Raw genomic sequence first — 24681 nt, 5'->3', positions numbered from 1 at the left:
CTTCCTGTACTGCGTCAATCAGTTCTTTGAGGTGAATGAGTTTTAATCTATAATCACAGAATATTTGACGAATATCTCACTATAGTTTTCGCTTTTTTTAGAGAATAATTCTAATGCCAAATCCTTATTTGAACCTTGACCGTATAGATATTCGTATACTGGGTTTATTGCAATCCGATGCCAAGCTGTCCAATATCAAACTGGCTGAACTGGTCAATCTGTCGCCTACAGCAGCCTTGGCGCGTGTACAAAAGCTGACCCGGGAAGGTTTTATTGTGGGCTATGAAGCGCACCTCAATCCAGTCATGTTGAATAATGGTTTTGTGGTCTTTGTTGAAATTTTACTGGATAAAACCACGCCGAATGTTTTAGATGAATTTTCCCATGCTGTGCGGCAGATTCCTGAAATTATCGAATGTCATATGATCAGTGGCGGTTTTGATTTCGTGGTAAAAATCCGCTGTGCCAATATGGATGAGTTTCGGAAAATCTCAGGTCAGATCTTGTGGCAATTGCCCGGAATTAAAGAAACGCGCAGTTATCCGGTGATGGAAGTGATTAAAGAAAGTCAGCGGATCCATCTGAAAATGCCGGGAAAAGCCAAGTAATTCGCAAGCACTTTATCTATGCACTAAGAAATATAAAAAGGACTTAAAAGTCCCTTTTATATTCAAGTAAGAAGATGATTATTTTTCCATTTCAGCCATTTCTTTTTGATATTCGGCTTTAGCCATTTCAAAACGTTCGACTACATCGGCGCTCGGTGCTTTATCCAGCAGGCTGACGATGATAATGCTGAGCGTGGCCAGAATAAAGCCTGGAATAATCTCATAAAGTCCGGTATCACCCATATAATTTTTCCAGACAATTACAGTCACGGCACCGACCACCATACCCAAAATTGCGCCGTTGAGGGTCATACGTTTCCAGAATAGCGACAGGATAATCAGCGGGCCGAATGCGGCACCAAAACCTGCCCAGGCATAAGCCACCAGTCCTAAAACCTTACTATTCGGATTAATCGCCAGTGAAATGGCAATCAGGGCAATCACCAAGACCATGCCGCGACCGACCCAGATCAGTTCTTTTTGTGAAGCATTTTTGCGCAGGAAACTCTTGTATAAATCTTCGGTCAGGGTGGTTGAGCAGACCAAAAGCTGACAGCTTAAGGTACTCATAATTGCCGCCAAGATAGCAGCCAGAATGATTCCGGCAATCCAAGGATTAAACAGAATTTTGGTCAACTCCATAAATACCGTTTCAGGGTTTTGATTCACCACCGAAGCCAGTGTCGGATTGACACTGAAGTAGGCAATACCGATATAACCGGCAGCCACTGCACCGCCTAGGCATAGAATCATCCAAGTCATGCCAATGCGGCGTGCAGCAGGAATGATTTTGACCGAATCTGCCGCCATGAAACGCACCAGAATATGCGGCTGGCCAAAATAACCCAAACCCCATGCCAGGCTGGAAATAATCGCGACGGTGCTTAAACCTTCAAGCATGCTGGAGGCATGTGGGCGAGCTGATTCAAGGATGACATTCACTTGCTGGCTGTTGTCACCCAAGGCCAAGAAGGTAATGATCGGAGTCAGCAATAAGGCAAAAATCATCAAACCGGCCTGGAATGTATCGGTCCAGCTGATCGCCAAAAAGCCACCAATACAGACATAAAGAATCGTCGCCATCGCACCAATCACAAGCGCTGTAGTGTAATCCCAGCCAAACAGGCTTTCAAACAGACGCGCACCTGCGACCATGCCCGAAGCACAATAAATCGCAAAGAACACCAGAATCACTAGGGCAGACAAGACTCGTAAAATGCGTTTACGGTCGGAAAAACGGCTGGTGAAATAATCCGGCAAGGTTAGGGCATTGTTCTGATATTCAGTATGGGCACGCAGTCGACCTGCCACGAGTAACCAGTTCAGCCATGCACCGATAATCAAACCGATCGCAATCCAGACTTCTGACAGACCAGACAGGTAAATGGCTCCTGGAAGACCCATCAACAGCCAGCCACTCATATCCGATGCGCCCGCCGAAAGTGCAGTAACGACACTGCCCAAACTCCGTCCACCTAGAATATATTCGTCAAAATTGGAGGTGGCACGATAAGCATATAAACCGATTGCAATCATGGCGATAATATAAAACATGAAGGTAATCAGGGTGGGGTTTAAATAAGTCATAGGCAGGTCATCCTGTAAATATGGAAATCATCGTCCAAGATGATTTTTTGTACTGAGATCGCAAGGAGGTGATTCAAGCATGGTTTAAAAATTACACTCTGTAACAATTACACAGCTTTTATGTATACCTATTGTAAATAGAGTAGTAATTCACTGAAATTGAATTAGGAATAACTTGAGCGGATAAAAGGTGATACGACGTCGAATTCAGGGGAAAAGTGGAAATTTTGAATAAATAATTAAAATATTTGAATTTTAGCCAGTTACTTACACAATCTTACAAAACTCACAGCTTTAGCGTATTGGTAATAAATCGTAGCAAATCTAGGTTAAAGTCTTCCTATTAGGCCTGTATTTGTTTGCTCATATTAATGTCACACCAAATACGGTGCATCGCCAAGAGTATTTTTTAGTGGACAATATGCTTCAAATCGAACTGACCCGCATTGAACGTGATTTATTGGGGGAAAAACAAATCCCGTTGCATAGCTATTATGGGATTCATACCTTACGTGCCATCGAAAATTTTAAGATTTCCGGATTGGCGGTGGGGCAACAAACGCATTTTATTCGTGCTTTGGCTCAAGTGAAAAAAGCTTCGGCACAGGCCAATCTGTATTTCCAGAAACTGTCCGAGCAGACCAGTACTGCCATTCAGAAAGCTTGTGATGAATTGATTCAGCATCCGGAAGCGTGGCAAGCGGCATTTCCACTCGATCCTTATCAGGGCGGTGCCGGAACCTCCATCAATATGAATGCCAATGAGGTGATTGCCAATATTGCACTTGAAATGTCGGGCCATCAGAAAGGTGATTATCACATTCTGCATCCGAATGATCATGTGAATACTTCGCAATCGACCAATGATGTCTATCCAACGGCTTTGCGTCTGGCGACCTATAGCAGTCTGGATGAATTGTTGAGCGTGCTTAAAGCATTGATTGACTGTATCGATCATAAAGCTGCCGAATTTGAATATGTCATCAAAATGGGACGTACCCAGTTACAAGATGCCGTGCCGATGACCATGGAACAGGAGTTCCGGGCATTTGCCACCTTATTAAAAGAAGATCTGAAGCTGATTGGGCAGATGCGACAGTTATTGCTGGAAGTCAATTTAGGCGCCACCGCCATTGGGACTGGGGTCAATACACCGCCGGGCTATGCCAAGCGGGTGGTGGAAATCTTGGCGCATCTGACGGGTTTGCCTTTAAAAGGTGCGGCAGATTATGTCGAGGCGACCAGCGATTGTGGCGTCTTTATTATTTTGTCGAGCAGTTTAAAACGTCTGGCGGTAAAACTGTCCAAAATCTGTAATGATCTGCGCCTGCTCAGTTCGGGACCGCGTACAGGTCTGGCTGAAATTCGTTTACCCGAATTACAGGCAGGTTCTTCGATCATGCCGGCAAAAATCAATCCGGTAATTCCAGAAGTGGTCAATCAGATTGCCTTCCGGGTGATTGGTAATGATTTAACTATTACTATGGCTGCGGAAGCCGGGCAGCTACAATTGAATGTCATGGAACCTGTGATTGCCGTGGCGATGAATGAATCAATTCAGTTGTTGACCCAAGGTATGCAAACCCTAAATCAGAAATGTATTGCTGGTATTCAGGCCAATGAACAGATTTGTTTAAGTTCCGTCATGCGCAGTGTCGGGATTGTGACCTTGCTTGAACCGATTCTGGGACATGCCAAGTGCGATGAAATCGGCAAACAATGTATGCGCGAAAATAAAACTGTGCCGCAAGTGGTGTTGGAGCTGGGCTTATTAAGTGCAACGCAATTAGAAGAAATCTTTGCGTTTGAAAATCTGGTGTCTGAAATTCCTTCAGCAGAGAATCAGCTCGAACAGGTTTCTTAACAGAACCGGAGCTGTTAAATCATCTGAAACAGCGAATCGCTGCTATTTTGATAATTTGCCTCAAGTTCAGGATGTGGATTTGAGGCATTTTCATCTAGACTAGAGCAAGAACTATATTTGGCTAGGTAAATGGCAATGTTTGATAAAATCAGTGCATTATTTAAAAGTAATAAACCGACTGCTGCACAGCTATATCTAGAAGAGCAGAATATTCAGTATGTAGAAGGTACAGGTTATATTGTCGATGATATTCAACTCAATCAGGAGTGGGGTGCACGATTAGAGTATTTGTCGAATCGGCGTTTAAAACAGTTTGATGATTTAAAAGCGTTATATGATACCGCAATGCTGATCAATGAAAAAATTGATCTGGAAATTGCCCATCAGCGTTTTAATACGACTTTAGACAATACTGAAGAGAATCTGCTGCAATTTAAAATGATCCTTAAGAAGTTAAATGATTATTATCGTAACTTTCTGCGCGATCAAAAATAAGCTGCAAAAGTGGCTTAAAATCGAAGTATATGGATGTGGCAAGACTGCATAAAAATAACAAAATATCCTGAGATCATCGTGCTAGTATAAGCCTCAGGTTATTTAGACTTTAAAGCTATATCCATGTTCCAACAAGAAATTTCCCAACTCAATTTACCACAGCTCAAAGCAGGCGAGAAACGCTGGTTAGGCAATCTGCAAGGTTCCTCAACTGCATTATTGCTTAAAGAAATCGTGCAGCAGCAATCGCGTTTATTTATCGTGATTGCACGTAATAATCAGCATTTGGGTCAACTGGAAAGTGAACTGGAATTTTATGGGGTTAAACCCACGATTTTTCCAGATTGGGAAATCTTGCCTTATGACCGTCTCTCCCCCCATCAGGATATTGTCTCGGAACGTCTGGCAATCTTATCCAATATGCCAAAAACTGGCGTACTGTTGCTGTCCGCCTCAACTTTGGCACAACGTGTGGCGCCGACCTCATGGATTCTGGGTGAGCATTTCGATATTCATGTCGGTCAGAAATTTGATCTGGAACAACAAAAGAAAAAGCTGATTCAGGCCGGTTATCATCTGGTCGAAACCGTTTATGATCCGGGTGAATTCGCGGTACGCGGCAGTATCATGGATATTTATGCCTCGGGGCAGGAAGCACCGATTCGGATTGACCTGTTTGATGATGAAATTGAAAGCCTGAAATTTTTCGATGCCGAAACTCAGCGCACCACGCAAAGTTTGCAGCAGTTTACCGTATTGCCGGCACAGGAATTTCCGCTCAAGGAAGGTCGTGCCACTTTCCGTGACCGCTATGCCGAATTTTTCCCGACCGCGAATCCAAAGAAAAACCCGATCTATCAGGATGTGATGGATGGCATAGTCTCTCCTGGAATCGAGTTTTATTTGCCCTTGTTTTTCAGCGCGGAAGCCATGCAAGGCCAAAGTTCACTGATTTCGTACCTACCGAAGAATGGCATTGTCATTACAGATAAGGCTCTGGACGAAAGTCTCAGCCAGTTTTGGCAAGATGTGGTGCGCCGTTATGAAGATCGTCGCCACAATGTCGACCAACCGATCATGCCGCCTGAAAGCCTGTTTTTTCAGACCAATCAGGTGCTGGAGCAGCTGAACCAGTTTGCACGCATCATTGCCGCACAAACATCTTTTGATCAAAAAGCTGGGGTATTGAATCTTGAGACCCAGTTGCCACCGCGTCTGCCCGTAGATCCGAAACGTGAAAAACCGTTTCATGAAGTCAAAAAATATATTGATCAGGCTAATCATCCGGTATTGCTAGTGGCTGAAAGTGCTGGACGCCGGGAAAGTCTTAAAGATGCCTTAAGGCCAAGTCTGGGTGATATCCCCACGGTTGAAAATTTTGATAGTTTTATTCAATCTCTGTATGCAATTGCCATTACCAATGCGCCTTTAGAGCGTGGTCTGGTATTGACCGATCGTGTCAGCGTAATTTCTGAAAATCAGCTGTATGAACATCGCGTGGTACAGCGCCGTAGAAAACGTCAGCAGGAAGTTTCGGAAGAGTTTCTGATTCGCAGCTTGACCGAGCTGACCATGGGCGCGCCTGTGGTACATATCGATTATGGGGTCGGACGTTATGCCGGTCTGGTCACCCTAAGTATTGATGATCAGGATCACGAATTTTTGCAGCTGGATTATGCGGATGCCGCCAAAGTCTACGTGCCGGTGACCAATCTGCACTTAATCAGCCGGTATAGTGGTGGTGATCCGGATCTGGCACCTTTGCATAAACTGGGTACAGATGCGTGGAATAAAGCCAAACGTAAAGCGCTGGAACAGATTCACGATGTCGCGGCCGAATTGCTGCATATTCAGGCACGTCGTGCTTCCAAGCCCGGGATCAGTTTTGAAGTCGATCAAAGCCTGTATATGCAATTTGCCAGTGGCTTTGCTTATGAAGAAACACCGGATCAGGCCAATGCCATTGAAGCTACGCTGCAGGATATGCAGCAGGCCAAACCGATGGATCGACTGGTGTGTGGTGATGTCGGTTTCGGCAAGACAGAAGTCGCGATGCGTGCCGCATTTGTTGCAGTGCAGAATAATCGGCAGGTCGCGATTCTGGTACCAACCACCTTGCTGGCACAGCAGCATTATGATTCATTCAAAGACCGCTTTGCCGACTGGCCGGTCCGGATTGAAGTGCTGTCACGTTTCGGTTCTTCCAAAGCACATACCAAGACCATTGATGACCTGATCGAAGGGAAAGTCGATATTGTGATTGGTACACATAAGATTTTGCAGGAAAATGTCCAGTTTAAGAATCTCGGTCTGATGATTGTCGATGAAGAGCATCGTTTCGGTGTGCGCGACAAGGAACGGATTAAGGCCATGCGTGCCGATGTCGACATGCTGACACTGACTGCGACTCCAATTCCACGTACGCTGAATATGGCCTTTAGTGGCATGCGTGATCTGTCGATTATCGCCACACCGCCGGCACGCCGTCTTGCGGTGAAAACCTTTGTGCAAGAACATACCGATGACACCATTAAAGAAGCGATTCTGCGTGAATTGCTGCGCGGTGGTCAGGTCTATTTTCTGCATAATGAAGTTGATACAATCGATCGTGCCGCCGAGCATATCCGTAAACTGGTGCCGGAAGCGCGGGTGATTGTGGCCCACGGACAGATGCGTGAACGTGAACTGGAGCAGGTGATGCAGCAGTTCTATCACAAGGAATACAATGTTCTGGTATGTTCGACCATTATTGAAACCGGGATTGATGTTCCGAATGCCAACACCATTCTGATTGAACGTGCCGACAAACTGGGCCTGGCGCAATTACATCAGCTACGCGGACGTGTAGGGCGCTCACATCATCAGGCTTATGCATATTTGATGGTACCGTCATTAAAAGCCTTAAAAGGTGATGCAGAAAAACGTCTGGATGCCATTCAGCGTGCTTCAACTTTGGGTGCCGGTTTTATGCTGGCAACTGAAGATCTGGAAATTCGCGGCGCAGGTGAATTACTCGGTGAACAGCAGAGTGGTTCGATGCAGGCGATTGGTTATAGCCTGTATATGGAAATGCTGGAAAAAGCCACCAAAGCCATTCAAAAAGGTAAAACGCCAAACTTCGACGCACCCTTGTCATTGACTGCCGAAATTACCCTGCATATGCCAGCACTGATTCCGGATGAATATCTGGGTGATGTGCATCAACGTCTGTTGTTCTATAAACGCATCAGTAATACCGATACCCAGGAAAAGCTGGATAATATCCGGATGGAATTGATTGATCGTTTTGGTATACCGCCGCAACCGGTCAAACAGCTCTTTGCTGTACATCAGATTCGATTGAAAGCCGAGCAGCTTGGTATTACTAAAATTGATATCAGCAGTCAGGGTGGGCATATTGAATTTGCACCGGATACTCCGGTTCAAGCCATGACGATTATCCAGATGATGCAGAAACATCCGAGCTATTTCCGGATGGATGGCGGTCAACGTCTAAAAGTCATGGTCATGCTGGAAGACTATCAAAAGCGGATTCAGTTTATACAGGATTTACTGGACAGTCTGCTTAAAGAATTGCACTGATTTTATTCGATTAAATCAGCCTGAAAATTCAGTTTGGATTTCATTTTCCAATGAAGTTTGCAGGAACAACAGGCTTGATTTTTTTAATGAATTGTTTACAGTAATTGTTGTGATGTGCTTCGCAACAAATCATGAGAATTTGTCTTTAAACACATTGCTTTCAATATTCAGCTTCAGTTGGATATGTTAGTATTAGCCATCATTCTAATTTTGCATCATTTATAAAGATATGTTTAGTTTGCATCCACAACTTGCTCAAGATACGTTTTTTGTAGGCGACTTTCCTTTGTCAACATGTCGTTTGATGAATGATATGCAATTTCCCTGGCTCATTCTGATTCCACGTGTGCCGGGTGTCTCTGAATTATATGAATTGAGTCAAGCTGACCAAGAGCAGTTTTTAAGAGAGTCAAGCTGGTTATCAAGCCAGCTGGCACGTGTTTTCCGTGCAGATAAAATGAATGTAGCAGCGCTGGGTAATATGGTGCCGCAATTGCATTTTCATCATGTAGTTCGTTATCAGAACGACGTTGCATGGCCGAAGCCTGTTTGGGGTACACCTGCTGTTCCTTATAGCAGTGAAGTATTGGCACATATGCGTCAAACCTTAATGCTGGCTTTACGTGGTCAGGGCGACATGCCATTTGACTGGCGCATGGACTAATCAGCCAAGGCATTCCGAGAACCATGAAAAGTTGCGGACTTCAGGGAGTGAGTGAGTGCAATTAGACGACTGGATTCAAAAAGAACCCCATCAGTTTGAGTATTTCCATCGCATGATGGGATACATCATGCTGTCTGTGGTTCTGGTCGTCTTTCATTACACTGAACCAGATACCCAGTATCAGCTTTTTGTTCCATTTTTTTTGTTTCTGGTTTTGCTAATTACACCGAAACTATCTCGCTGGCTGATCTATCGTCATGATTATCACATCCGGCGTAATATTCTTTTCCTGATTGATGTCATTGTCATTTCGGTGGTTTTGGCGGCCGTGCATCTGGACTTGGTCTTGTCCTTGCTGGGTCTGGTCGCAGTGCTCTATACCGCGATCAGCAATAAAATTTCATTTATGATGGCATCTCTAGCCAGCCTGATCGGGATTACGCTTTTTTATCTGGCCAATATTCTGGTCTTTGGGTTTAATAATTATTTCGAACCGACCAGCAGTGAGTTGACCGTTTTAGGCTTTATCTGTCTGATTACCTATTTTGGTGTCGGAAGTTTTTATCAAAGTGGTCGTGTGCAATACATGACCCAGAAAAAAGACCATTATTTCGAACAGATGAACCGTTATATGGAATTTGCCAATCAGCTGAGTCGCTATGCGCCCGTGCAGTTATGGCAATCCATTATGAAAGGTGAATCTGAAGCCAAAATTGAATATAAACGTAAAAAGTTGACGATCTTTTTCTCTGATATTCAAGGCTTTACAGAGCTATCTGAAACTCTGATTCCAGATGATTTAGCATTCCTGTTGAATGACTATCTTCGGCATATGACCGAAATCGCTAAAAATTATGAAGCGACTGTCGATAAATTCATGGGTGATGCCATCCTGATTTTCTTTGGTGATCCGAACTCTGAAGGTGTGGAACGGGATGCCAAGAACTGTATGGAAATGGCATTGGCGATGCGTCAGCAAATGAAATTGCTGCGTGAACGCTGGATTAAAATGGGTTATCCGCCACTCCATATCCGCATGGGAATTTCGACCGGTTATTGCCACGTAGGGAATTATGGGGCAACGCATCGTATGGCTTATACCATTGTAGGGCGTGATGCTAACCTGGCAGCGCGTTTGCAAAGTGCAGCGGAAGTCGATGAAATCCTGATTTCGGAAGATACTCATAATTTGATCAAAGATGATTATCTTTGCGCACCGAAAAAGCCGATTTTCCTGAAGGGCATTAAAGCACCTGTAAGAACCTGGCAGGTCATGGAAAAATACGCGTCTCAGAAAGTCGAGTATCAGCGCTGGTTCGATTATGAATATAAGGGCTTCCATTTATTGCTGAATCTGGATGAAGTGCAAAACTTTGAATATCCTGAGCTGATTCATGTGTTAGAAAAAATGATTAAACGCATTGAAACTCAGCAGAAAATGACCAATTCACAAGGCATTGTCAAACTGAAGCTTGAAGATGAAGTGATTGAACACATTTAAAGTTCATGTAAATTTACTTTAATTGTTTCTTATAAAGAGAAAAAAACCACGCCTGAGCGTGGTTTTTTATTTAACTATGAAACGAAAGTATTAGTGATTTTCTGAAGCATGGTTAATGGTGTATTTTGGAATTTCAATTTCCAGATCTTCATCGTCCAGTTTAACCTGACAAGAAAGACGTGAGTCTGGTTCTAGACCCCAAGCACGATCGAGTAAGTCAGCTTCAACATCATCCATTTCTTCCAAGCTGTCAAAACCTTTGCGTACCACCACATGACAGGTGGTACATGCTGCTGACATATCGCAAGCATGTTCGATTTTAATGCCATTTTTCAGTAGGCTTTCGCAAAGATTGGCATTTTGTTCGACTTCAAACTCAGCACCTTCGGGGCAAATCTGCGCATGTGGAAGAACTTTAATACGTGGCATAGTCGTTACCTTAAATTAGTTTGAGTTTGACCAGTCGTCGAGTTTAGTGCCCTTAAGAGCTGCATCAATATGTTGATTCATACGTGCTGCTGCAAAAGCATCACTATGTATTTTAAGCTGTTCAACGGCAGATTCAATTGCTTTGATATCTGAACCCTGAAGCTGAGTTTCAAGTTGTGCTTGCGCAGTTTGCAGGGCTGCGAGCTGTTCCTCAGTCAAAAGACCGGCATCCGCTTTGAGTGCCTGAACCAGTGCTTCCAGCTCACGCTGTGCTTCAACTTTGGTTTCATTCAAATGACGAAGATTTTTATCTTCTTCAGCGAACTTATAACCGTCTAGCAACAGGCGTTCAGTATCTTCACCCGACAAACCATAAGATGGCTTGATATCGATTTGAGCTGTCACACCAGAAGTGGTTTCTTTCGCAGAGACAGTCAGTAAGCCATCAGCATCGACCTGGAACGTCACTTCAATACGTGCCTGACCGGCAGTCATTGGTGGAATACCATGCAGAACAAAACGGCCCAAGCTACGGCAATGTTCAACCAGATCACGTTCACCTTGAACCACATGAATCAACATGGCAGTCTGGCCATCTTGATAAGTCGTAAATTCCTGACGACGAGCGACTGGAATCGCAGTATTACGCGAAATTAATCGTTCAACCAGTCCGCCCATGGTTTCAAGACCAAGAGACAGAGGCGTCACGTCTAATAGTAATGAGCCATCAGTTGAGTTGCCAATCAATTGGTTCGCAGTAATTGATGCGCCAATCGCAACCACTTCATCCGGATTAATAGTGCAAAGCGGTTCTTGGTTGAACACTTCACGCACGGCTTTTTGTACTGCATAAGAACGGGTTGAGCCACCGACCAAAACGACATTTTGAATGTCATCCAGTTCAAGCTTAGCATCACGCATCACACGCTTACATACGCTGATGGTTTTATCCAAAGCAACTTTAATGATCTCTTCAAATGTCGGACGGTCAAGCGTCAATACCTGATCAAGCAATTTGAGTTGAACTGAATCTGCATCCGACAAAGCTTCTTTGGCTTTACGTGCCGCAACCACAAAATGTGCATATTCTGCATCATTCAAAGTGTCAATATTCAGTTGTTTCTTGGCCCATTTCAGGATCAAACGATCCAGGTCATCACCACCGAGAGCAGTGTGGCCACCGGTTGCCAGAACTTCAAACACACCTTGACTAAAACGCAGAATCGAAACGTCAAAGGTACCGCCACCCAAGTCATAAATCACATAGTTGCGATCTGTACTCAGATTACTTTCCTGATCAAGACCATAAGCCACAGCAGCAGCAGTTGGCTCATTCAACAAACGTAAAACATTCAAGCCGGCAAGCTGGGCAGCATCACGGGTTGCCTGACGTTGGGCTTCATCAAAGTATGCCGGAACAGTAATCACTGCACCATTGACCGGGTTTTGCAGACTGGCTTCAGCGCGGTCTTTCAACTGCTTTAAAATTTCTGCAGAAATCTCAACCGGCGTCTTACGGCCTTGCGCGGTTTCAAAAGCCGGCATTTCATTCGCTTCACCAACCAACGCATAAGGGTGCTGGAATTTGATGTCAGCTTTCGAACGACCCATAAAACGTTTTACAGAAACGATGGTGTTTTTAGGGTCAGAAGTAATGAAAGGCGCAGCTTCATTGCCGTATTGAGTCTGTTGTTCTGCATAATGCACGATAGAAGGAAGTAGCACACGACCTTGTTCGTCATTAAGTACTTTGGCTTTACCTGAAAGAACCGTGGCAACCAAAGAGTGGGTGGTGCCTAAATCGATACCAATCGCAATGCGGTGTTCATGTGGTGCACTTGATTGACCTGGTTCTGCAATTTGCAAGAGAGCCATAGTGTTACATCCTTTGCACGTTAAATATTAAATACTAAAAATTAGAAATCATCATCAAGATCAAAGCTGTCATCGTCCAAGAAGCGGTCTTCCGCTTTGTCGATATCGGCCATGACTTTAACGAAGAAGCGTAGTTTGCGCACTGTATCGCGTGCTTCGGCCCAGTCTTCATCCGCATAATCAATTTTGAACTCGCGAACCAAGCCCTCAATCCATTGCTGGACTTCGACTTTCAGTGAAGTTAAATCTTCAGCAGAAGTTGCATCGTCAAGTTGTTCACGAATTTCCAGAGCGTCCTGCAAGAATTCAAAATCACTGATCGACTGATCTAAGTGATAATCCTGTTTCTTGAGAGACAGTAAATACGCTGCACGGCTATCGACCGCTGACAAGGTTTTAAATGCCTGATTGATATCACTTGATTTAATCAGAGCCTGATCTTTGTCTTCAGCTTTATCTGGGTGATATTGTTGCTGCAACTTTAAAAATTCAGTCTTTAAAGCCGCTAAATCAATATCGAGTGCTACAGGAAGGTTGAACAACTCAAAATGATTCATGGGAGATGGGATCCGCGATTAATGTGCAAAAATAACTGTATAAATGCAATTAAAACAGTGTGAAACACACTGTTTTAATGTCAAAAGAGAATAACTGCCGGGTTTATACAGTGAAGGATTCACCACAACCGCATTCGCCTTTTTTGTTGGGGTTGTTAAATTCGAAGCCTTCGTTCAAGCCGTTTTTAACATAGTCCATCTCCATACCTTCAAGATAAACCAGACTTTTCGGGTCAACGAATACTTTAACCCCAAACTGCTCAAAGGCTTGGTCATGTGTATCGACTTCATCGACGAACTCGAGCACATAGGCCAGACCAGAACAGCCTGAAGTTTTCACACCAACGCGAATGCCTTCACCCTTACCGCGATTTTTTAAATAATTGCTGATATGAGTTGCAGCATTTTCAGTTAAATGGATCATGAAAACTCCGTTAAAATTTCAAAACGTGGAACAATTAAGCTTTAACTTTCTTGCTACGGTAGTCTTCTACAGCTGCTTTGATTGCATCTTCAGCAAGAACAGAGCAGTGTACTTTTACTGGTGGAAGTGCAAGTTCAGTTGCAATATCAATGTTCTTGATCGCTTGAGCTTGATCCAAAGTTTTACCTTTGAGCCATTCGGTCACAAGTGAACTTGATGCAATGGCAGAACCACAACCATAAGTTTTGAAACGTGCTTCTTCAATCACGCCTTCATCGTTTACCTGAATCTGTAAACGCATCACGTCACCACATGCTGGCGCACCAACCATACCAGTACCAACGTTTTCAGCATTTTTGTCTAAAACGCCAACATTACGAGGGTTTTCGTAATGATCAATTACTTTTTCGCTATAAGCCATGTTGCTTCTCCAAACCTCGGGGTCAGCCTTAGTATTAAATATGGGGGTAAAAAAACTTTTCTCAATGAGATAGCAACGGATTTGTCACTATCTCAGAATGAAAATTAGTGCTCAGCCCACTCAACTTTAGAAAGGTCAATACCTTCCTTATACATATCCCAAAGCGGAGAAAGTTCACGTAACTTCTCAACAGCAGCTTTAGTGATAGTCAATACGTGATCGATATCTTCTTCAGTAGTGTATTTACCAAAGCTGAAGCGGATCGAACTGTGTGCAAGTTCGTCTGAAAGACCCAATGCACGAAGTACATAAGATGGTTCAAGTGTTGCAGATGTACATGCCGAACCTGAAGATACCGCAGCATCTTTCAATGCCATCATCAATGATTCGCCTTCAACGAAGTTGAAGCTAATGTTTAAGTAGTTCGCAACGTTTTGTGTTGGATGGCCGTTCAGGAACACTTGTTCAAGACCTTGTAAACCATTCCATAGCTTGTCGCGAAGTACACGTAAACGAGTCTGTTCAGCTTCCAGGTTTTTGCCTGCAAGTTCAAAGGCTTCACCCATACCTACAATCTGGTGAGTCGCAAGGGTACCTGAACGCATACCCCGTTCATGGCCGCCACCGTGCATTTCAGCTTTAAGGCGTACACGTGGGCTACGACGTACAAACAGTGCGCCAATACCTTTAGGGCCATAGATTTTGTGCGCAGAGAAGCTCATCAAGTCTACTTTTAAAGTTGAAAGATCAATTTCAACTTTACCTGCTGCCTGAGCCGCATCCACGTGGAAGAAAATCTTGTTGGCGCGAGTGATTTCGCCAATCGCTGCAACATCAGTCACAGTGCCGATTTCATTGTTTACCATCATCAGGGAAACAAGAATCGTGTCTGGACGAATCGCTGCTTGTACCATTTCTGGAGTAATTAAACCGGTTTGAGGTTGCGGCTCAATATAGGTAATTTCAAAACCTTCTGACTCAAGTTCACGACAGGTATCTAAAACTGCCTTATGTTCGATTTTAGAGGTAACGATATGTTTACCTTTAGATGCATAGAAATGAGCCACACCTTTAAGCGCAAGGTTGTCTGACTCGGTTGCACCTGAAGTCCATACGATTTCACGTGGATCAGCTTTAATTAAATTCGCAACTTGTTCACGTGCATATTCAACTTTTTCTTCTGCTTGCCAACCATACGCGTGTGAACGAGATGCCGCATTACCAAAGGTACCATCGAATGTTAAGCATTCCATCATACGTTCAGCAACCTGAGGATCTACAGGAGTTGTAGCTGCATAATCAAGATAAATCGGACGTTTCATGTCAAATACCTGTAACCGATAAAAGGGCTGAATCTAAAGGTGCTGATTTTTGGCGTAATGACACAGTCTGGACGTTGTCACGTGCAACCAGATCAGCAAGCGAGATTTTTTCTAAATAATCGGCGATGTGATGGGAGAGTTCCTGCCATAAATCATGAGTCAAGCACATCGCGCCATTCTGGCAATTGCCTTTATGGTCACAGCGAGTCGCATCAACTGTTTCGTTTACAGCTTCAATAATTGCTAACACAGTAATTTCATCTGCATTACGTGCTAAATGGTAACCACCATTTGCGCCACGAACACTAGAAACTAAACCATGACGCTTGAGCTTCGCAAATAACTGCTCAAGATAAGCAACAGAAATAGTTTGACGTGCTGCAATTTCAGCGAGCGTTATCGTTTTTTCAGAAGGCTGCAAAGCTAGATCAAGCAGAGCAGTCACAGCGTAGCGACCGCGAGTGGTTAGGCGCATGATTCGATACACATGGTTAGACTAGATGTGTAGATTTTATGAATCCCGACTAAATTAGTCAAGTTATTTTTAGTAGACCTTAGTGGGATTTAATTTTTGGAGAATGAAAGATTTACATGCTCAGCCAATTATACACTAATAACGTAATCAAAAGTACGCTGCTCAGGCCAAAAATGATATTAATACGCTTTTGACGGCGTTCGATCCGTTTCAGGCGGTTTTTATACTGTTTGACTTCCACTTGCAGGGTATTGATCTTGGAGCGCTGTTCTTCAATTTTCTTTAAAAGCGGTGCAATACGCTTTTTAGAAGCAATAATTTCCGCTTCATCCGTCGGCGCATCAGACAGCCAGTGTTTCCAGTCGGCTAGTACTTTTGGCAAGCTGAATACGGTTAACAGATCACGAAACTCATCTTTTAAAACCTGATTGCCATCAATGCGCATGCTGCGAATGCTACGACGATTGCCAAAAATGAAAATTTTAATCAGATCGGGAAGTGTAGTGCGCACATCCAGGTCGACAATGCGGCCCGGTGCTTTGTGGTCAAATAATAGTCCATTGGAGGTGAATTGCACATAAAAGTCGAAATATGGAATATAGCTATTGATTTTAATCGAGATGTTTTCATCTACAAACTTTTTGGCCTGTAATGCAACGACACGATCATGCTTGAGAATGAAAGTAAATATTGTCTCTAAAACAATTAACGTCATCGTAAGCAACAAATGCGGTTGATTTTGACTTTGTTGCGATTCGCTCATATACAACCAATCCTTACCTGAAATATAAAGTGAAAAAGCTTCCTGCTTGTGAAGAGATTTCAGGGTTAAATCAAATTAGACTTGAAATAAATTGCTTTGTAGAACAGTTTATCAAATCTATCAAGTACTAAATTTGCTATTATGCAGTGGTTTTGTAGAATAATTTATAATAATTGCGCAGAAAACAAACAGGAGCCGTGCACATGGACAAGTCAAAAACAGCACAAGACTCAGCTGAAGCTTCGAATGAGAAAATGCTGAAACCCAAGTCTAAATCTGCCTCGGAGCGCAAATCGGTTCTTGATTTTCGTAAATACACCAAACAGATCTGGTTGGCTGGACTCGGGGCATTTTCACGTGCAGAAGAAGAAGGCAATAAACTGTTTGACTCGCTGGTCAAGGTCGGGGAAGAACTTGAATCTAAAACTGCAGATATTGCCGATCAAACTGTAGAGAAGGTTTCAGAAAAAGCCAAAGAGTCGGTCACAGACACCAAAGACAAAGTGGAAAAATTAATCGACAACTCTATTCATCACTCATTGAATCGTATAGGATTAGTCACACTGAAGGATGTACAGTATTTGGAACGTTTAATTCTCCAGTTGCATGCCAAGGTTGATCAGTTGACTGCGGAACAAGAAAAAATGAAAGAAGAATTGCCGAAAAAACTTAAATAAAATGACTTTATTTATTATTCAATGTTTTTTTCGCATATTTTTTGAAAAAAAAGAGGTTCTTAAGTATTGCGTTTATACCTAAAGCATTGCTATAAAGGCGTTATGGCATGTTAAACCAATTCTTGAACCTTAAATAAACGATATTAAGAGGACGTAATCTTCATGAATAAATCAGAATTAATTGATGCAATTGCAGAAAAAGGGGGATTATCTAAGGCTGACGCAGGTAAAGCTTTAGATGCTACAATTGCTTCTGTTACTGAAGCTTTAAAATCGGGTGATACAGTAACTTTAGTGGGTTTTGGTACTTTCGGTGTGAAAGAACGCGCTGCACGTACTGGCCGTAACCCACAAACTGGTGCTACTCTTGAGATCAAAGCAAGCAAAGTACCTAGCTTCAAAGCAGGTAAAGGCTTAAAAGACGCTGTAGCTTAAGCTTACCCAGCGACGAAACGCGCCTTCTTTGGCGCGTTTTTTATTGATAAATTTAATTGTGATGATTAACACATTCATTCAATGGGTATTTTCGGTTAAAATCCTTTGCAAATAAAATATTGGAATACTTATGGAAGCTTTTCGTAAAGTTATTAAGGGTTGGTTGGGCAAAGTCTTGCTCGTTCTGTTTTTGACCCCGTTAGCACTTGTAGGTATTGAAGGATATTTTAGCAGCGGAAACTCTGATGCGGCAAAATCAGTGAACGGGACTGAAATATCTCAAAAAGAATTAGAGTCACTGACCAAATCATTTAAAGAACAATATCTCAGTTATGCCAATGGGGATGAAACTTTACTGAATCAAAGCTTCATTGACCAAAAAGCCATGGATACTCTGGTTGCACGTACTTTATTGCTGCAACAGGCTGAAGAATTAGGGATCAGTCTGAGTGACCAGCAAATTGAACAGATGATTGCTCAGCAGCCTACTTTCCAGCAAGATGGAAAGTTCTCGAATGCTTTATATGAAAATTATCTAAAATCAATTGGCATGACCAATCGCGCTTTGATTGAAAGTTTACGTAAAGATCATGCGCTGAAGATGCTGTCATCGACTTTCCTGGATTATCCATTGGTAAGCCCAGTCGAAATGCAGCAGATTGCTGATTTACAAACTGAACAACGTCATATTCATATTTCCAGCATTAATCTGGACAGCTATAAAAAAGATGTCAAAGTGACGGATGCAGATATTGCTGCTTATTATGAAAAACACAAAACGCTATTTAAACAGCCGACCAGTGTAGATGTCGACTATGTGGTGTTAAAGCCAAGCGATATTCAGGTGCAGAGTTTGGCGGTTACCGATGCTGAACTTCAAGAAGCGTACACGGCTTTTGTCGCGACACAAAAACAGGCAGTTAAACCAGATGTGAAGCATATTTTAATTACGGCGGACAGTCGTAGTGATGCTGAAGCAAAAAAACTGGCGACCGATATTGCAGCCAAAATTAAAGCCGGTACTACTTTTGCTCAGGCAGCAGCACAATATTCTGAAGACCCTGAATCTAAGTCTAAAGGTGGCGCGCTTGCCGTTTATGAAGAAGGTGTATTTGGTACTGCATTTGATCAGACGGTTAGTTCTTTAAAATCGGGTCAGGTGTCTGCACCAGTGAAAACAGATTATGGTTACCACATCATTTCTGTGCAAACGCCAGATGTTGCAGTTCCTTCTTTTGAATCACAAAAAGCACGTTTGTCTGAAGAAGCCTTGGCTGCTAAAAAATCCAATGCATTCTCTGATACGGTCAATACGCTAAATGATATGGTGGTAGGAAGTGATTCTCTGGATGTCGTTACACAGGAAGTTAAAGGTGTACAAGTCCAGAAAGCCCAAGGTGTAACACTTTCGACCCGTGATCCTGTGCTGAGCGATGCTAACCTCAAAGTCAAATTGTTTAATGACGATGTTAAAAATGGTGATCGTAATGCTTCATCAAGCATTCAGTTGGCCAATGGTGATGTAGCCTGGATCAAGGTGCGTAATTATCATGCTGCTGGCGAACAAACACTGGCAGAAGCAAAACCGCGTGTTAAGGCTCAGTTGATTGAAGACAAAGCAGCTGCTTTGGCAAAAGCAAAAATTCAGAAAGCTTTGGATGAGTTCAAAACCAAACCGGCTGCGGCAGTGGCGAAAGGTGATTTGATCTTTGAAGATGCTGGTGTTTACACACGTGCTGAAGGTTTGCTAAAACGTGATGTACAGCGTGCGGCTTTTAGTCTTCCGACACCAAAAGCAGGCCATTGGTCAGTGACGACAGCGAAAATGCCGAATGAGCTGGTTGTGGTTGCGGTATCAGAAGTGAAGAAGAACCCGGTAGATGTATTGAGTGCAGAACAACGCAGTGAGTTGGTGAAGTTATATCAACAACTTCGTGGTCAGCAGGAATTTGATGACTATACGCGTTACCTGAAATCTCAGGCAAAAATCAAATAAAATTGTTGTATAAAAAAACCAGCCTGCGGGCTGGTTTTTTTATGCTCTAAGCAAATAATGGATTAAGCACGAATAATCAGTTCATAACCAGTATATTTGCGCATATTAATTACGCCAGTATCCAGAATTAAGTACTGCCCCTTGATGCCTTGTAACTTGCCACGAATTAAGGGAGTTTTATCAAGATTATGCGATTTAATCTTTTCCGGATATTGTTCTACCGGATAAATAAACTCTCGTGCGAATTCATCTTCCAATACTTCAATATTTTCATTAAATTCTAGATTCTGATTAAATTCTTCGCGAATGCTTTGAATTTTAGGCGCAAATTCTTCCAGCAGTTGTTCACGCACTTCAATCAGGTTCAATGGTTCTGCTTCACCTTTCAGTAGCTTGCGCCAGTCAGTTTTATCAGCAACCTGCGTACCAAACATGACCTCAAGCTTTCCGGAAAGACGACGTGAGCCCACTTTCATAATCGGCAGGGCCTGGGTGGCACCCTGATCAAGCCAGCGAGTCGGCATTTGGCTGGTACGGGTAATGCCGACCTTTAATGCACTGGAATTGGCCAGATAGACAATATGTGGTTGGAAGCAGACATTCTGTGCAAATTCATCTTCGCGGCAAGTGCCCAAATGATAATGGCACGTCTCTGGCTTCATGATGCACATATCACATGAAGCATTGGTTTTAAAACATTTAAAACAGTGACCTTGCGAAAATGATTTGGAAGTTTTGTTGCCACAGGACACGCAGTAAATATTACCGGTCCATTCAATCTCGATTTCCTGGCCTAAATTAAACGGAAGATCAATTTCTGCACGATCTAAAATTAATTTATATTCAACATTTGCCCGCTGTATCTGTTGATCAGTTACACTAAGGTCCTTGAGGCCGACGTGCATTTTATGACAAATGCCCTGAAGTTCCATAAAAATTACTCACTTAAATCATAAGGATGCAGTTATGGCTGAGCAGAATGTCATTACCTCGATGCTAGACGATTTCGCACAGGAACAGCCAATTCATACTGCTATTTGTATTGGGCAGGACTTGAGCCAAGTCCAGTTTCAGCCAGCTATTCAATGGTCCTATTTTAGCGTATCTGACTTTTTAAATCTGCCTTTTCAGCAACGTTATGACTTGGCTGTGGTGATGCTGGATACTGTAGAAACAGAACATTTGTCTGAACAGATCATGAGTCAAATTCTGGTGAAATTACGTGATTTGTTTGCCAAACGGCTAGTGGTGATCAGCCGGATGCAAAATGAAAAGTTATTGAGAGCTTTAGGATTTACCCAGCTGATTGACAAAACTATACATGAGGCCGATTTTGCGCTGTGGCAGTTTAATATTTTAACCTATAAGCACGTGCCAGACTGGTTTAACTCCAAATTTTGGGCCAATCCGGAAAACTGGGATAAATTTCGCTGGTAAGCTAAAAACTAGCTTAACTAAGATTGCAAATATTAACACAATCTTGCCTAGACAATATGAGGGCAGGCCGTATTCTGTAATTAAGATGCACATAGGATATAGGATATGACAAACCTGAGTAGTATTGTGGAAATATTAGCAAAGCAGGCATTGGGTGGCGGGCAGTCGCAGCAGAAATCCTCACAACAAGGTGGCTTGGCAGATATCCTAGGGTCTGTGCTAGGGCATTTAAACCAGTCAAATCCTCAGCAAAATCAAAATACTCAAAACCAGCAAAATCAAACCGGCCAGCAGAATCGACAAAATGGTCTGGGGGCAATTTTAGGTTCAGTACTAAGTCAGCTCGGTGGTGGTAGTACTCAAAGTACTGCTCAGTCTCGTTCAGGACTAGGTGGTTCTACCGGTAAAACCCTATTGATTGCTGTATTGCCTTTAGTGTTGGCCTGGATTCAAAAACAAGGCGGTTTGCAAGGTGCGTTGGACAAGCTAAAAGGACAGGGACTCAACAGCCAGGTCGATGATTGGGTATCGACTGGTCCCGGTGAAAATGCCAATGTTGATCCGCAGCAGATGCAAAACCTGTTTGATGATCAGGAAGTTGAAGAAGTAGCACAGCAAACGCATGCACCGAAGCAGGATGTTTATAGTGCGATTTCACAGGTCTTGCCGCAGATTATTGATTCGCTTACTCCACAAGGTGAGCAGACCAGTAAGCAAGAAGCCAATAATGATATTCAAAATGTATTGAATATGGTTTCAGGACTTCTTAAAAAATAAATCTAAACATTAAAAAAATCCCGATATCTGTCGGGATTTTTTAATAACTATTAAATGATTTAGAATTTAATCTAGATTCATGCTAAACAGCTGATTAGATTTACAAATTTTCTTGGCAACATAATGAGATTTTCTCATGCGAATCAGGATAATCTGCGACTGAAACCCGAGTTCACCAAACTCAGGTTCTACCTGTACATAATGTAGTTGTCCATACTCATCCCGTACCCGTGCTTGAGCAGAAAAACCGGGACGGGCATTGCCACTGGAAATCGTCGCCAGACGACCAAGTAGATTGACATTGTTCTTTTTATATTTAGGGGGAATGACCTGATCCAGACAGTGAATCATAAAAATAGTAAAAAAAGTCGCAATGATTAAAGCCGGAATAATCAGGTAATAAGCAGGCAGAAATTTAAATTCCTGAGAATAGATCAGGAACTGTAAAACATAGCCGGCAAAACTAAAATTCATCAGGAAGAAAAACACAATCAAGGTTTTGGAGAATTTGACGTTTAGTAGATCCATCTGCTGAAAGTCATAAGGTGAAATTTTTTGCAGAAACTTGCTGGGTCTGAGTCCAAAATAGAAACCAATGGTTTTCACCACACCGAACAGAATAATCGCCAATAAACTCAGATGAAAAGGCATCAGGTTATAGTCTAGAAAAAATGCAGGCATGGTGAAGTCCGTTTTAGTCTTATTCTGAGAGGTAAATTCCACCATCAGAATGCACGGTAATCTCTACTTTTTCAAGTGCTTGACCTTGGCAAGGGCCAGAAATGCATTCACCGCTTTCTACCAGAAACAAGGCACCATGCGTGGAGCATTCAATAAATTCCTGATCGCGATCCAGAAACTGGTTTTCCAGAAATTCCAGTTCGACCTGCAAATGCGGACACAGGTTTTGATAGGCATAGAAGGCACCGTCACGCTGTGTGATAAAGATATTATCTCCATCGGGAAGCTCAAAAGAGCGTGCTTCGCGTTCTGGAACGTCTTCGGTCATGCAAATTTTAAACATTAAGCACATTCCTTTTGAAAGTCTTGTAATAATGCCGCATAGTCTTCAACTGCCAGGCGTGGACCAAATTGTGAAACCACCTGGCTCGAAATGAGAATCGCCAGTTCAGCCGCAGCTTGAAGACCCAAATTAGCATTCAATCCGTACAGGAAAGCCCCGGCAAAAGCATCACCGGCACCGTTGGCATCTACTGCAGGCACTTTACGGCCAGGAACAGTAAATGTATTTTGATAATCCGAAATCAGTGCGCCTTCAGCTGACAATGTAATGACAACGTGCTGACTGATTGTTTTTAATTTAAGCAGGGCTGCCTCAAGATTATCTGTTTCTGTATACATCAGCGCTTCTTGCTGGTTACATAACAGCAAGTCTACACCATCTGCAATCATTTCATCCAAACCGGCACGCGCGTATTGCACCATGGCAGGATCAGATAAAGTTAGGGCAATTTTAACGCCATTGGCACGGGCAATATCACGTGCTTGTTGTACGGCATGACGTGCTGTGTCAGAAGTTGATAAATAACCTTCGAGATATAGCCATTTCGCGCTATTTAGTGCGCTGAAATCAATTTGTTGATCAGTCAGTTCGGCCGTAATACCCAGATAGGTATGCATGGTACGTTCAGAATCAGGGCTGACCAGAACCATACATGTCCCTGTTACGCCTTCACTGATCGATTGGGTGGTGGTCTTAATACCTGCATCATTCAAACCCTTCAGGTAGATGTGCCCCAGTTCGTCATTTCCGACACGACAGCCATAAAATGCAGAACCACCGAGCGCAGAAAATGCCACGGTAGTGTTGGCTGCTGAACCGCCTGAAGCCTGACCCTTATACACTTGAGTCGCTTGAAGATTTTGATAAAGAGTGGCCTGAGTCTCACCATCTGCAAGTTGCATGGTGCCTTTTTGCAAGTGATGTGCAGTTAAAAAGTCATCAGAAACTTTAAATTCTTGGTCAATCAGCGCATTACCAATCGCAAAAAGATCAACAGTTGCCATGTTCAAATATCACATTAAAAATGAAAGTCCTAAGTTTACACGATTGCTTGGGATTGCTGTAGTTTGCTGAATCATTTTCAAATATTTTTCAAAAATGCTGTATTTTGTTCAGCAGCTATCTTTGGTCTAAAAACTGACTTATTTTTGTGCACTGGTGCGCTGCAGCATTGATTTAAGGATCACATTTTATTTATAAAGAGATATCGCTCCTGGCATGATACTTTAAGTCGCTTGGCAACTGTCATTCTTCACAACAATTTCAAATAGTGTGCGTATATGAATATTAAAATTGTAACAGCCGAACAACTCCCGGATCAGATCGAAACACTGGCAACTCTGGCACGTAAAGAAGGCTATAATTTGGTAGATAAGTTAATAGAAGAATATCGCACCGGGAAAAACTGCTTTAGCCACGCCAATGAATATCTGGTGGTGGCGCATGATGGCAAGAAACTGGTTGCCTGTGGCGGCTTAAACCAGCAATGGGGAGATAACGGCATTGAAGACCGCATTGGTCGTGTACGCCGTTTCTATGTGCATCCGAAATATCGTCAGCATGGCGTAGGCAAACAGCTTTTGGCTTACCTGGAGCAATTGGCACGTCCGCATTATTCAGCTTTGTGCCTGCAAACAGATACCCGACTGGCCGCCAGTTTTTATCAAAAGCAGAATTATGTATTTGTAGAAAATAATCCAAGCTATAACTATTTTAAATATCTGATTTCTTAAGCTTGTAAATACTCATCTAGAGGCAGGAAGTAAAT

The 24681-nt window shown here is 42.9% G+C and carries 25 protein-coding genes; 12 read left to right on the top strand and 13 right to left on the bottom strand.

From position 1 onward, the window contains the following. Positions 1–113: 113 nt before the first annotated feature. Positions 114–608: an Lrp/AsnC ligand binding domain-containing protein gene (locus NI468_RS01660; RefSeq protein WP_253099297.1), complete on the top strand. Its 495-nt coding sequence runs from the start codon at positions 114–116 to the stop codon at positions 606–608. Between the two features lie 78 nt (positions 609–686). Here the strand turns inward: NI468_RS01660 and putP are convergent, their stop codons facing one another. Next, positions 687–2195, bottom strand: a complete 1509-nt coding sequence (gene putP, locus NI468_RS01655; protein ID WP_253099295.1) for a sodium/proline symporter PutP — start codon at positions 2193–2195, stop codon at positions 687–689. Positions 2196–2616: 421 nt separating this feature from the next. Here putP and NI468_RS01650 point away from each other — a divergent pair, with 421 nt between their 5' ends. From NI468_RS01650 to NI468_RS01630, 5 genes are all read left to right on the top strand, one after another. Beyond that, complete coding sequence (locus NI468_RS01650) at positions 2617–4059, top strand: aspartate ammonia-lyase (protein ID WP_253099700.1); 1443 nt, start codon at positions 2617–2619, stop codon at positions 4057–4059. A 129-nt stretch (positions 4060–4188) separates the two neighbouring features. Next, a complete protein-coding gene (locus NI468_RS01645) occupies positions 4189–4554 on the top strand; it encodes a hypothetical protein (protein WP_253099293.1) in 366 nt (121 codons plus the stop codon). Positions 4555–4677: 123 nt separating this feature from the next. After that, complete coding sequence (gene mfd / locus NI468_RS01640; protein WP_253099292.1) at positions 4678–8136, top strand: transcription-repair coupling factor; 3459 nt, start codon at positions 4678–4680, stop codon at positions 8134–8136. A gap of 229 nt (positions 8137–8365) precedes the next feature. Further along, complete coding sequence (locus NI468_RS01635; protein ID WP_004646760.1) at positions 8366–8800, top strand: HIT domain-containing protein; 435 nt, start codon at positions 8366–8368, stop codon at positions 8798–8800. Positions 8801–8855: 55 nt separating this feature from the next. Then, positions 8856–10301 carry an adenylate/guanylate cyclase domain-containing protein gene (locus NI468_RS01630; protein WP_253099282.1) on the top strand — a complete coding sequence of 482 codons (1446 nt, stop codon included), beginning with the start codon at positions 8856–8858 and terminating at the stop codon, positions 10299–10301. A 90-nt stretch (positions 10302–10391) separates the two neighbouring features. On the opposite strand, the gene fdx is transcribed toward NI468_RS01630, so the two are convergent. The 8 genes from fdx to NI468_RS01590 form a co-directional block, all read right to left on the bottom strand. Continuing rightward, entirely contained in the window at positions 10392–10730 is a 339-nt protein-coding gene (gene fdx, locus NI468_RS01625; RefSeq protein ID WP_004279821.1) for an ISC system 2Fe-2S type ferredoxin, read from the bottom strand. Between the two features lie 15 nt (positions 10731–10745). After that, positions 10746–12605, bottom strand: coding sequence for a Fe-S protein assembly chaperone HscA (hscA, locus tag NI468_RS01620; RefSeq protein ID WP_253099280.1), 1860 nt, complete (start codon positions 12603–12605; stop codon positions 10746–10748). Between the two features lie 41 nt (positions 12606–12646). Beyond that, positions 12647–13162 (bottom strand): Fe-S protein assembly co-chaperone HscB, encoded by a 516-nt coding sequence (gene hscB / locus NI468_RS01615; RefSeq protein ID WP_004646764.1) that lies wholly within the window; start codon positions 13160–13162, stop codon positions 12647–12649. 103 nt (positions 13163–13265) lie between these two features. Then, positions 13266–13586 (bottom strand): iron-sulfur cluster assembly protein IscA, encoded by a 321-nt coding sequence (gene iscA, locus NI468_RS01610; protein ID WP_004279817.1) that lies wholly within the window; start codon positions 13584–13586, stop codon positions 13266–13268. A 34-nt stretch (positions 13587–13620) separates the two neighbouring features. Then, positions 13621–14007, bottom strand: a complete 387-nt coding sequence (gene iscU / locus NI468_RS01605; protein ID WP_004279815.1) for a Fe-S cluster assembly scaffold IscU — start codon at positions 14005–14007, stop codon at positions 13621–13623. Positions 14008–14111: 104 nt separating this feature from the next. After that, the gene (locus NI468_RS01600; protein WP_004279813.1) at positions 14112–15329 is read right to left on the bottom strand and encodes an IscS subfamily cysteine desulfurase; all 1218 of its coding nucleotides are present in this window, start codon (positions 15327–15329) and stop codon (positions 14112–14114) included. A 1-nt stretch (position 15330) separates the two neighbouring features. Then, on the bottom strand, positions 15331–15804 hold the full coding sequence (locus NI468_RS01595; protein WP_004279811.1) for an Rrf2 family transcriptional regulator: 474 nt from the start codon (positions 15802–15804) through the stop codon (positions 15331–15333). A gap of 112 nt (positions 15805–15916) precedes the next feature. Beyond that, complete coding sequence (locus NI468_RS01590) at positions 15917–16567, bottom strand: hypothetical protein (RefSeq protein ID WP_253099278.1); 651 nt, start codon at positions 16565–16567, stop codon at positions 15917–15919. A gap of 203 nt (positions 16568–16770) precedes the next feature. Between NI468_RS01590 and NI468_RS01585 the strand changes: the two genes are divergently transcribed. The 3 genes from NI468_RS01585 (at position 16771) to NI468_RS01575 (ending at position 19675) form a co-directional block, all read left to right on the top strand. After that, positions 16771–17244 carry a phasin family protein gene (locus NI468_RS01585; RefSeq protein WP_184413218.1) on the top strand — a complete coding sequence of 158 codons (474 nt, stop codon included), beginning with the start codon at positions 16771–16773 and terminating at the stop codon, positions 17242–17244. Positions 17245–17406: 162 nt separating this feature from the next. Continuing rightward, positions 17407–17679 (top strand): HU family DNA-binding protein, encoded by a 273-nt coding sequence (locus NI468_RS01580; RefSeq protein ID WP_004279807.1) that lies wholly within the window; start codon positions 17407–17409, stop codon positions 17677–17679. A gap of 130 nt (positions 17680–17809) precedes the next feature. Further along, complete coding sequence (locus NI468_RS01575) at positions 17810–19675, top strand: SurA N-terminal domain-containing protein (RefSeq protein ID WP_253099276.1); 1866 nt, start codon at positions 17810–17812, stop codon at positions 19673–19675. Between the two features lie 62 nt (positions 19676–19737). On the opposite strand, the gene NI468_RS01570 is transcribed toward NI468_RS01575, so the two are convergent. Further along, positions 19738–20607 (bottom strand): DUF2797 domain-containing protein, encoded by an 870-nt coding sequence (locus tag NI468_RS01570; protein ID WP_213687207.1) that lies wholly within the window; start codon positions 20605–20607, stop codon positions 19738–19740. Between the two features lie 34 nt (positions 20608–20641). Here NI468_RS01570 and NI468_RS01565 point away from each other — a divergent pair, with 34 nt between their 5' ends. Continuing rightward, positions 20642–21112 carry a DUF6231 family protein gene (locus tag NI468_RS01565; protein ID WP_213687208.1) on the top strand — a complete coding sequence of 157 codons (471 nt, stop codon included), beginning with the start codon at positions 20642–20644 and terminating at the stop codon, positions 21110–21112. A gap of 105 nt (positions 21113–21217) precedes the next feature. Next, positions 21218–21889 carry a YidB family protein gene (locus NI468_RS01560; protein WP_184413211.1) on the top strand — a complete coding sequence of 224 codons (672 nt, stop codon included), beginning with the start codon at positions 21218–21220 and terminating at the stop codon, positions 21887–21889. A 66-nt stretch (positions 21890–21955) separates the two neighbouring features. Here the strand turns inward: NI468_RS01560 and NI468_RS01555 are convergent, their stop codons facing one another. From NI468_RS01555 to NI468_RS01545, 3 genes are read right to left on the bottom strand one after another with little or no spacing between them, the layout of a single operon-like run. Then, positions 21956–22570, bottom strand: a complete 615-nt coding sequence (locus NI468_RS01555; protein ID WP_004279798.1) for an OB-fold-containig protein — start codon at positions 22568–22570, stop codon at positions 21956–21958. A 19-nt stretch (positions 22571–22589) separates the two neighbouring features. Further along, positions 22590–22898, bottom strand: coding sequence for a Rieske (2Fe-2S) protein (locus NI468_RS01550; protein WP_004279797.1), 309 nt, complete (start codon positions 22896–22898; stop codon positions 22590–22592). A 14-nt stretch (positions 22899–22912) separates the two neighbouring features. Continuing rightward, a complete protein-coding gene (locus tag NI468_RS01545; RefSeq protein WP_004646774.1) occupies positions 22913–23917 on the bottom strand; it encodes an adenosine kinase in 1005 nt (334 codons plus the stop codon). Between the two features lie 276 nt (positions 23918–24193). On the opposite strand from NI468_RS01545, the gene NI468_RS01540 reads away from it, so the two are divergent. Beyond that, the gene (locus NI468_RS01540; protein ID WP_005107150.1) at positions 24194–24646 is read left to right on the top strand and encodes a GNAT family N-acetyltransferase; all 453 of its coding nucleotides are present in this window, start codon (positions 24194–24196) and stop codon (positions 24644–24646) included. Positions 24647–24681: the final 35 nt, after the last annotated feature.

The sequence above is a fragment of the Acinetobacter lwoffii genome, assembly GCF_024129355.1.
Taxonomy (GTDB): Bacteria; Pseudomonadota; Gammaproteobacteria; order Pseudomonadales; family Moraxellaceae; genus Acinetobacter; species Acinetobacter lwoffii_I.
The sequence above is the reverse complement of the archived record's forward strand: the minus strand, read 5'-3'. Positions and strand labels throughout refer to the sequence as shown.

Excerpts from the sequence above, each read along its gene's own strand:
- hscA (WP_253099280.1), bottom strand. The coding sequence starts at position 12,605 with ATGGCTCTCTTGCAAATTGCAGAACCAGGTCAATCAAGTGCACCACAT.
- iscU (WP_004279815.1), bottom strand. The coding sequence starts at position 14,007 with ATGGCTTATAGCGAAAAAGTAATTGATCATTACGAAAACCCTCGTAAT.
- NI468_RS01585 (WP_184413218.1), top strand. The coding sequence starts at position 16,771 with ATGGACAAGTCAAAAACAGCACAAGACTCAGCTGAAGCTTCGAATGAG.
- NI468_RS01650 (WP_253099700.1), top strand. The coding sequence starts at position 2,617 with ATGCTTCAAATCGAACTGACCCGCATTGAACGTGATTTATTGGGGGAA.
- NI468_RS01580 (WP_004279807.1), top strand. The coding sequence starts at position 17,407 with ATGAATAAATCAGAATTAATTGATGCAATTGCAGAAAAAGGGGGATTA.
- putP (WP_253099295.1), bottom strand. The coding sequence starts at position 2,195 with ATGACTTATTTAAACCCCACCCTGATTACCTTCATGTTTTATATTATC.
- NI468_RS01545 (WP_004646774.1), bottom strand. The coding sequence starts at position 23,917 with ATGGCAACTGTTGATCTTTTTGCGATTGGTAATGCGCTGATTGACCAA.
- NI468_RS01660 (WP_253099297.1), top strand. The coding sequence starts at position 114 with ATGCCAAATCCTTATTTGAACCTTGACCGTATAGATATTCGTATACTG.
- NI468_RS01550 (WP_004279797.1), bottom strand. The coding sequence starts at position 22,898 with ATGACCGAAGACGTTCCAGAACGCGAAGCACGCTCTTTTGAGCTTCCC.
- fdx (WP_004279821.1), bottom strand. The coding sequence starts at position 10,730 with ATGCCACGTATTAAAGTTCTTCCACATGCGCAGATTTGCCCCGAAGGT.
- NI468_RS01600 (WP_004279813.1), bottom strand. The coding sequence starts at position 15,329 with ATGAAACGTCCGATTTATCTTGATTATGCAGCTACAACTCCTGTAGAT.
- NI468_RS01635 (WP_004646760.1), top strand. The coding sequence starts at position 8,366 with ATGTTTAGTTTGCATCCACAACTTGCTCAAGATACGTTTTTTGTAGGC.
- mfd (WP_253099292.1), top strand. The coding sequence starts at position 4,678 with ATGTTCCAACAAGAAATTTCCCAACTCAATTTACCACAGCTCAAAGCA.
- NI468_RS01540 (WP_005107150.1), top strand. The coding sequence starts at position 24,194 with ATGAATATTAAAATTGTAACAGCCGAACAACTCCCGGATCAGATCGAA.
- NI468_RS01555 (WP_004279798.1), bottom strand. The coding sequence starts at position 22,570 with ATGCCTGCATTTTTTCTAGACTATAACCTGATGCCTTTTCATCTGAGT.
- NI468_RS01595 (WP_004279811.1), bottom strand. The coding sequence starts at position 15,804 with ATGCGCCTAACCACTCGCGGTCGCTACGCTGTGACTGCTCTGCTTGAT.
- NI468_RS01590 (WP_253099278.1), bottom strand. The coding sequence starts at position 16,567 with ATGAGCGAATCGCAACAAAGTCAAAATCAACCGCATTTGTTGCTTACG.
- NI468_RS01560 (WP_184413211.1), top strand. The coding sequence starts at position 21,218 with ATGACAAACCTGAGTAGTATTGTGGAAATATTAGCAAAGCAGGCATTG.
- hscB (WP_004646764.1), bottom strand. The coding sequence starts at position 13,162 with ATGAATCATTTTGAGTTGTTCAACCTTCCTGTAGCACTCGATATTGAT.
- NI468_RS01575 (WP_253099276.1), top strand. The coding sequence starts at position 17,810 with ATGGAAGCTTTTCGTAAAGTTATTAAGGGTTGGTTGGGCAAAGTCTTG.
- NI468_RS01645 (WP_253099293.1), top strand. The coding sequence starts at position 4,189 with ATGGCAATGTTTGATAAAATCAGTGCATTATTTAAAAGTAATAAACCG.
- iscA (WP_004279817.1), bottom strand. The coding sequence starts at position 13,586 with ATGATCCATTTAACTGAAAATGCTGCAACTCATATCAGCAATTATTTA.
- NI468_RS01570 (WP_213687207.1), bottom strand. The coding sequence starts at position 20,607 with ATGGAACTTCAGGGCATTTGTCATAAAATGCACGTCGGCCTCAAGGAC.
- NI468_RS01565 (WP_213687208.1), top strand. The coding sequence starts at position 20,642 with ATGGCTGAGCAGAATGTCATTACCTCGATGCTAGACGATTTCGCACAG.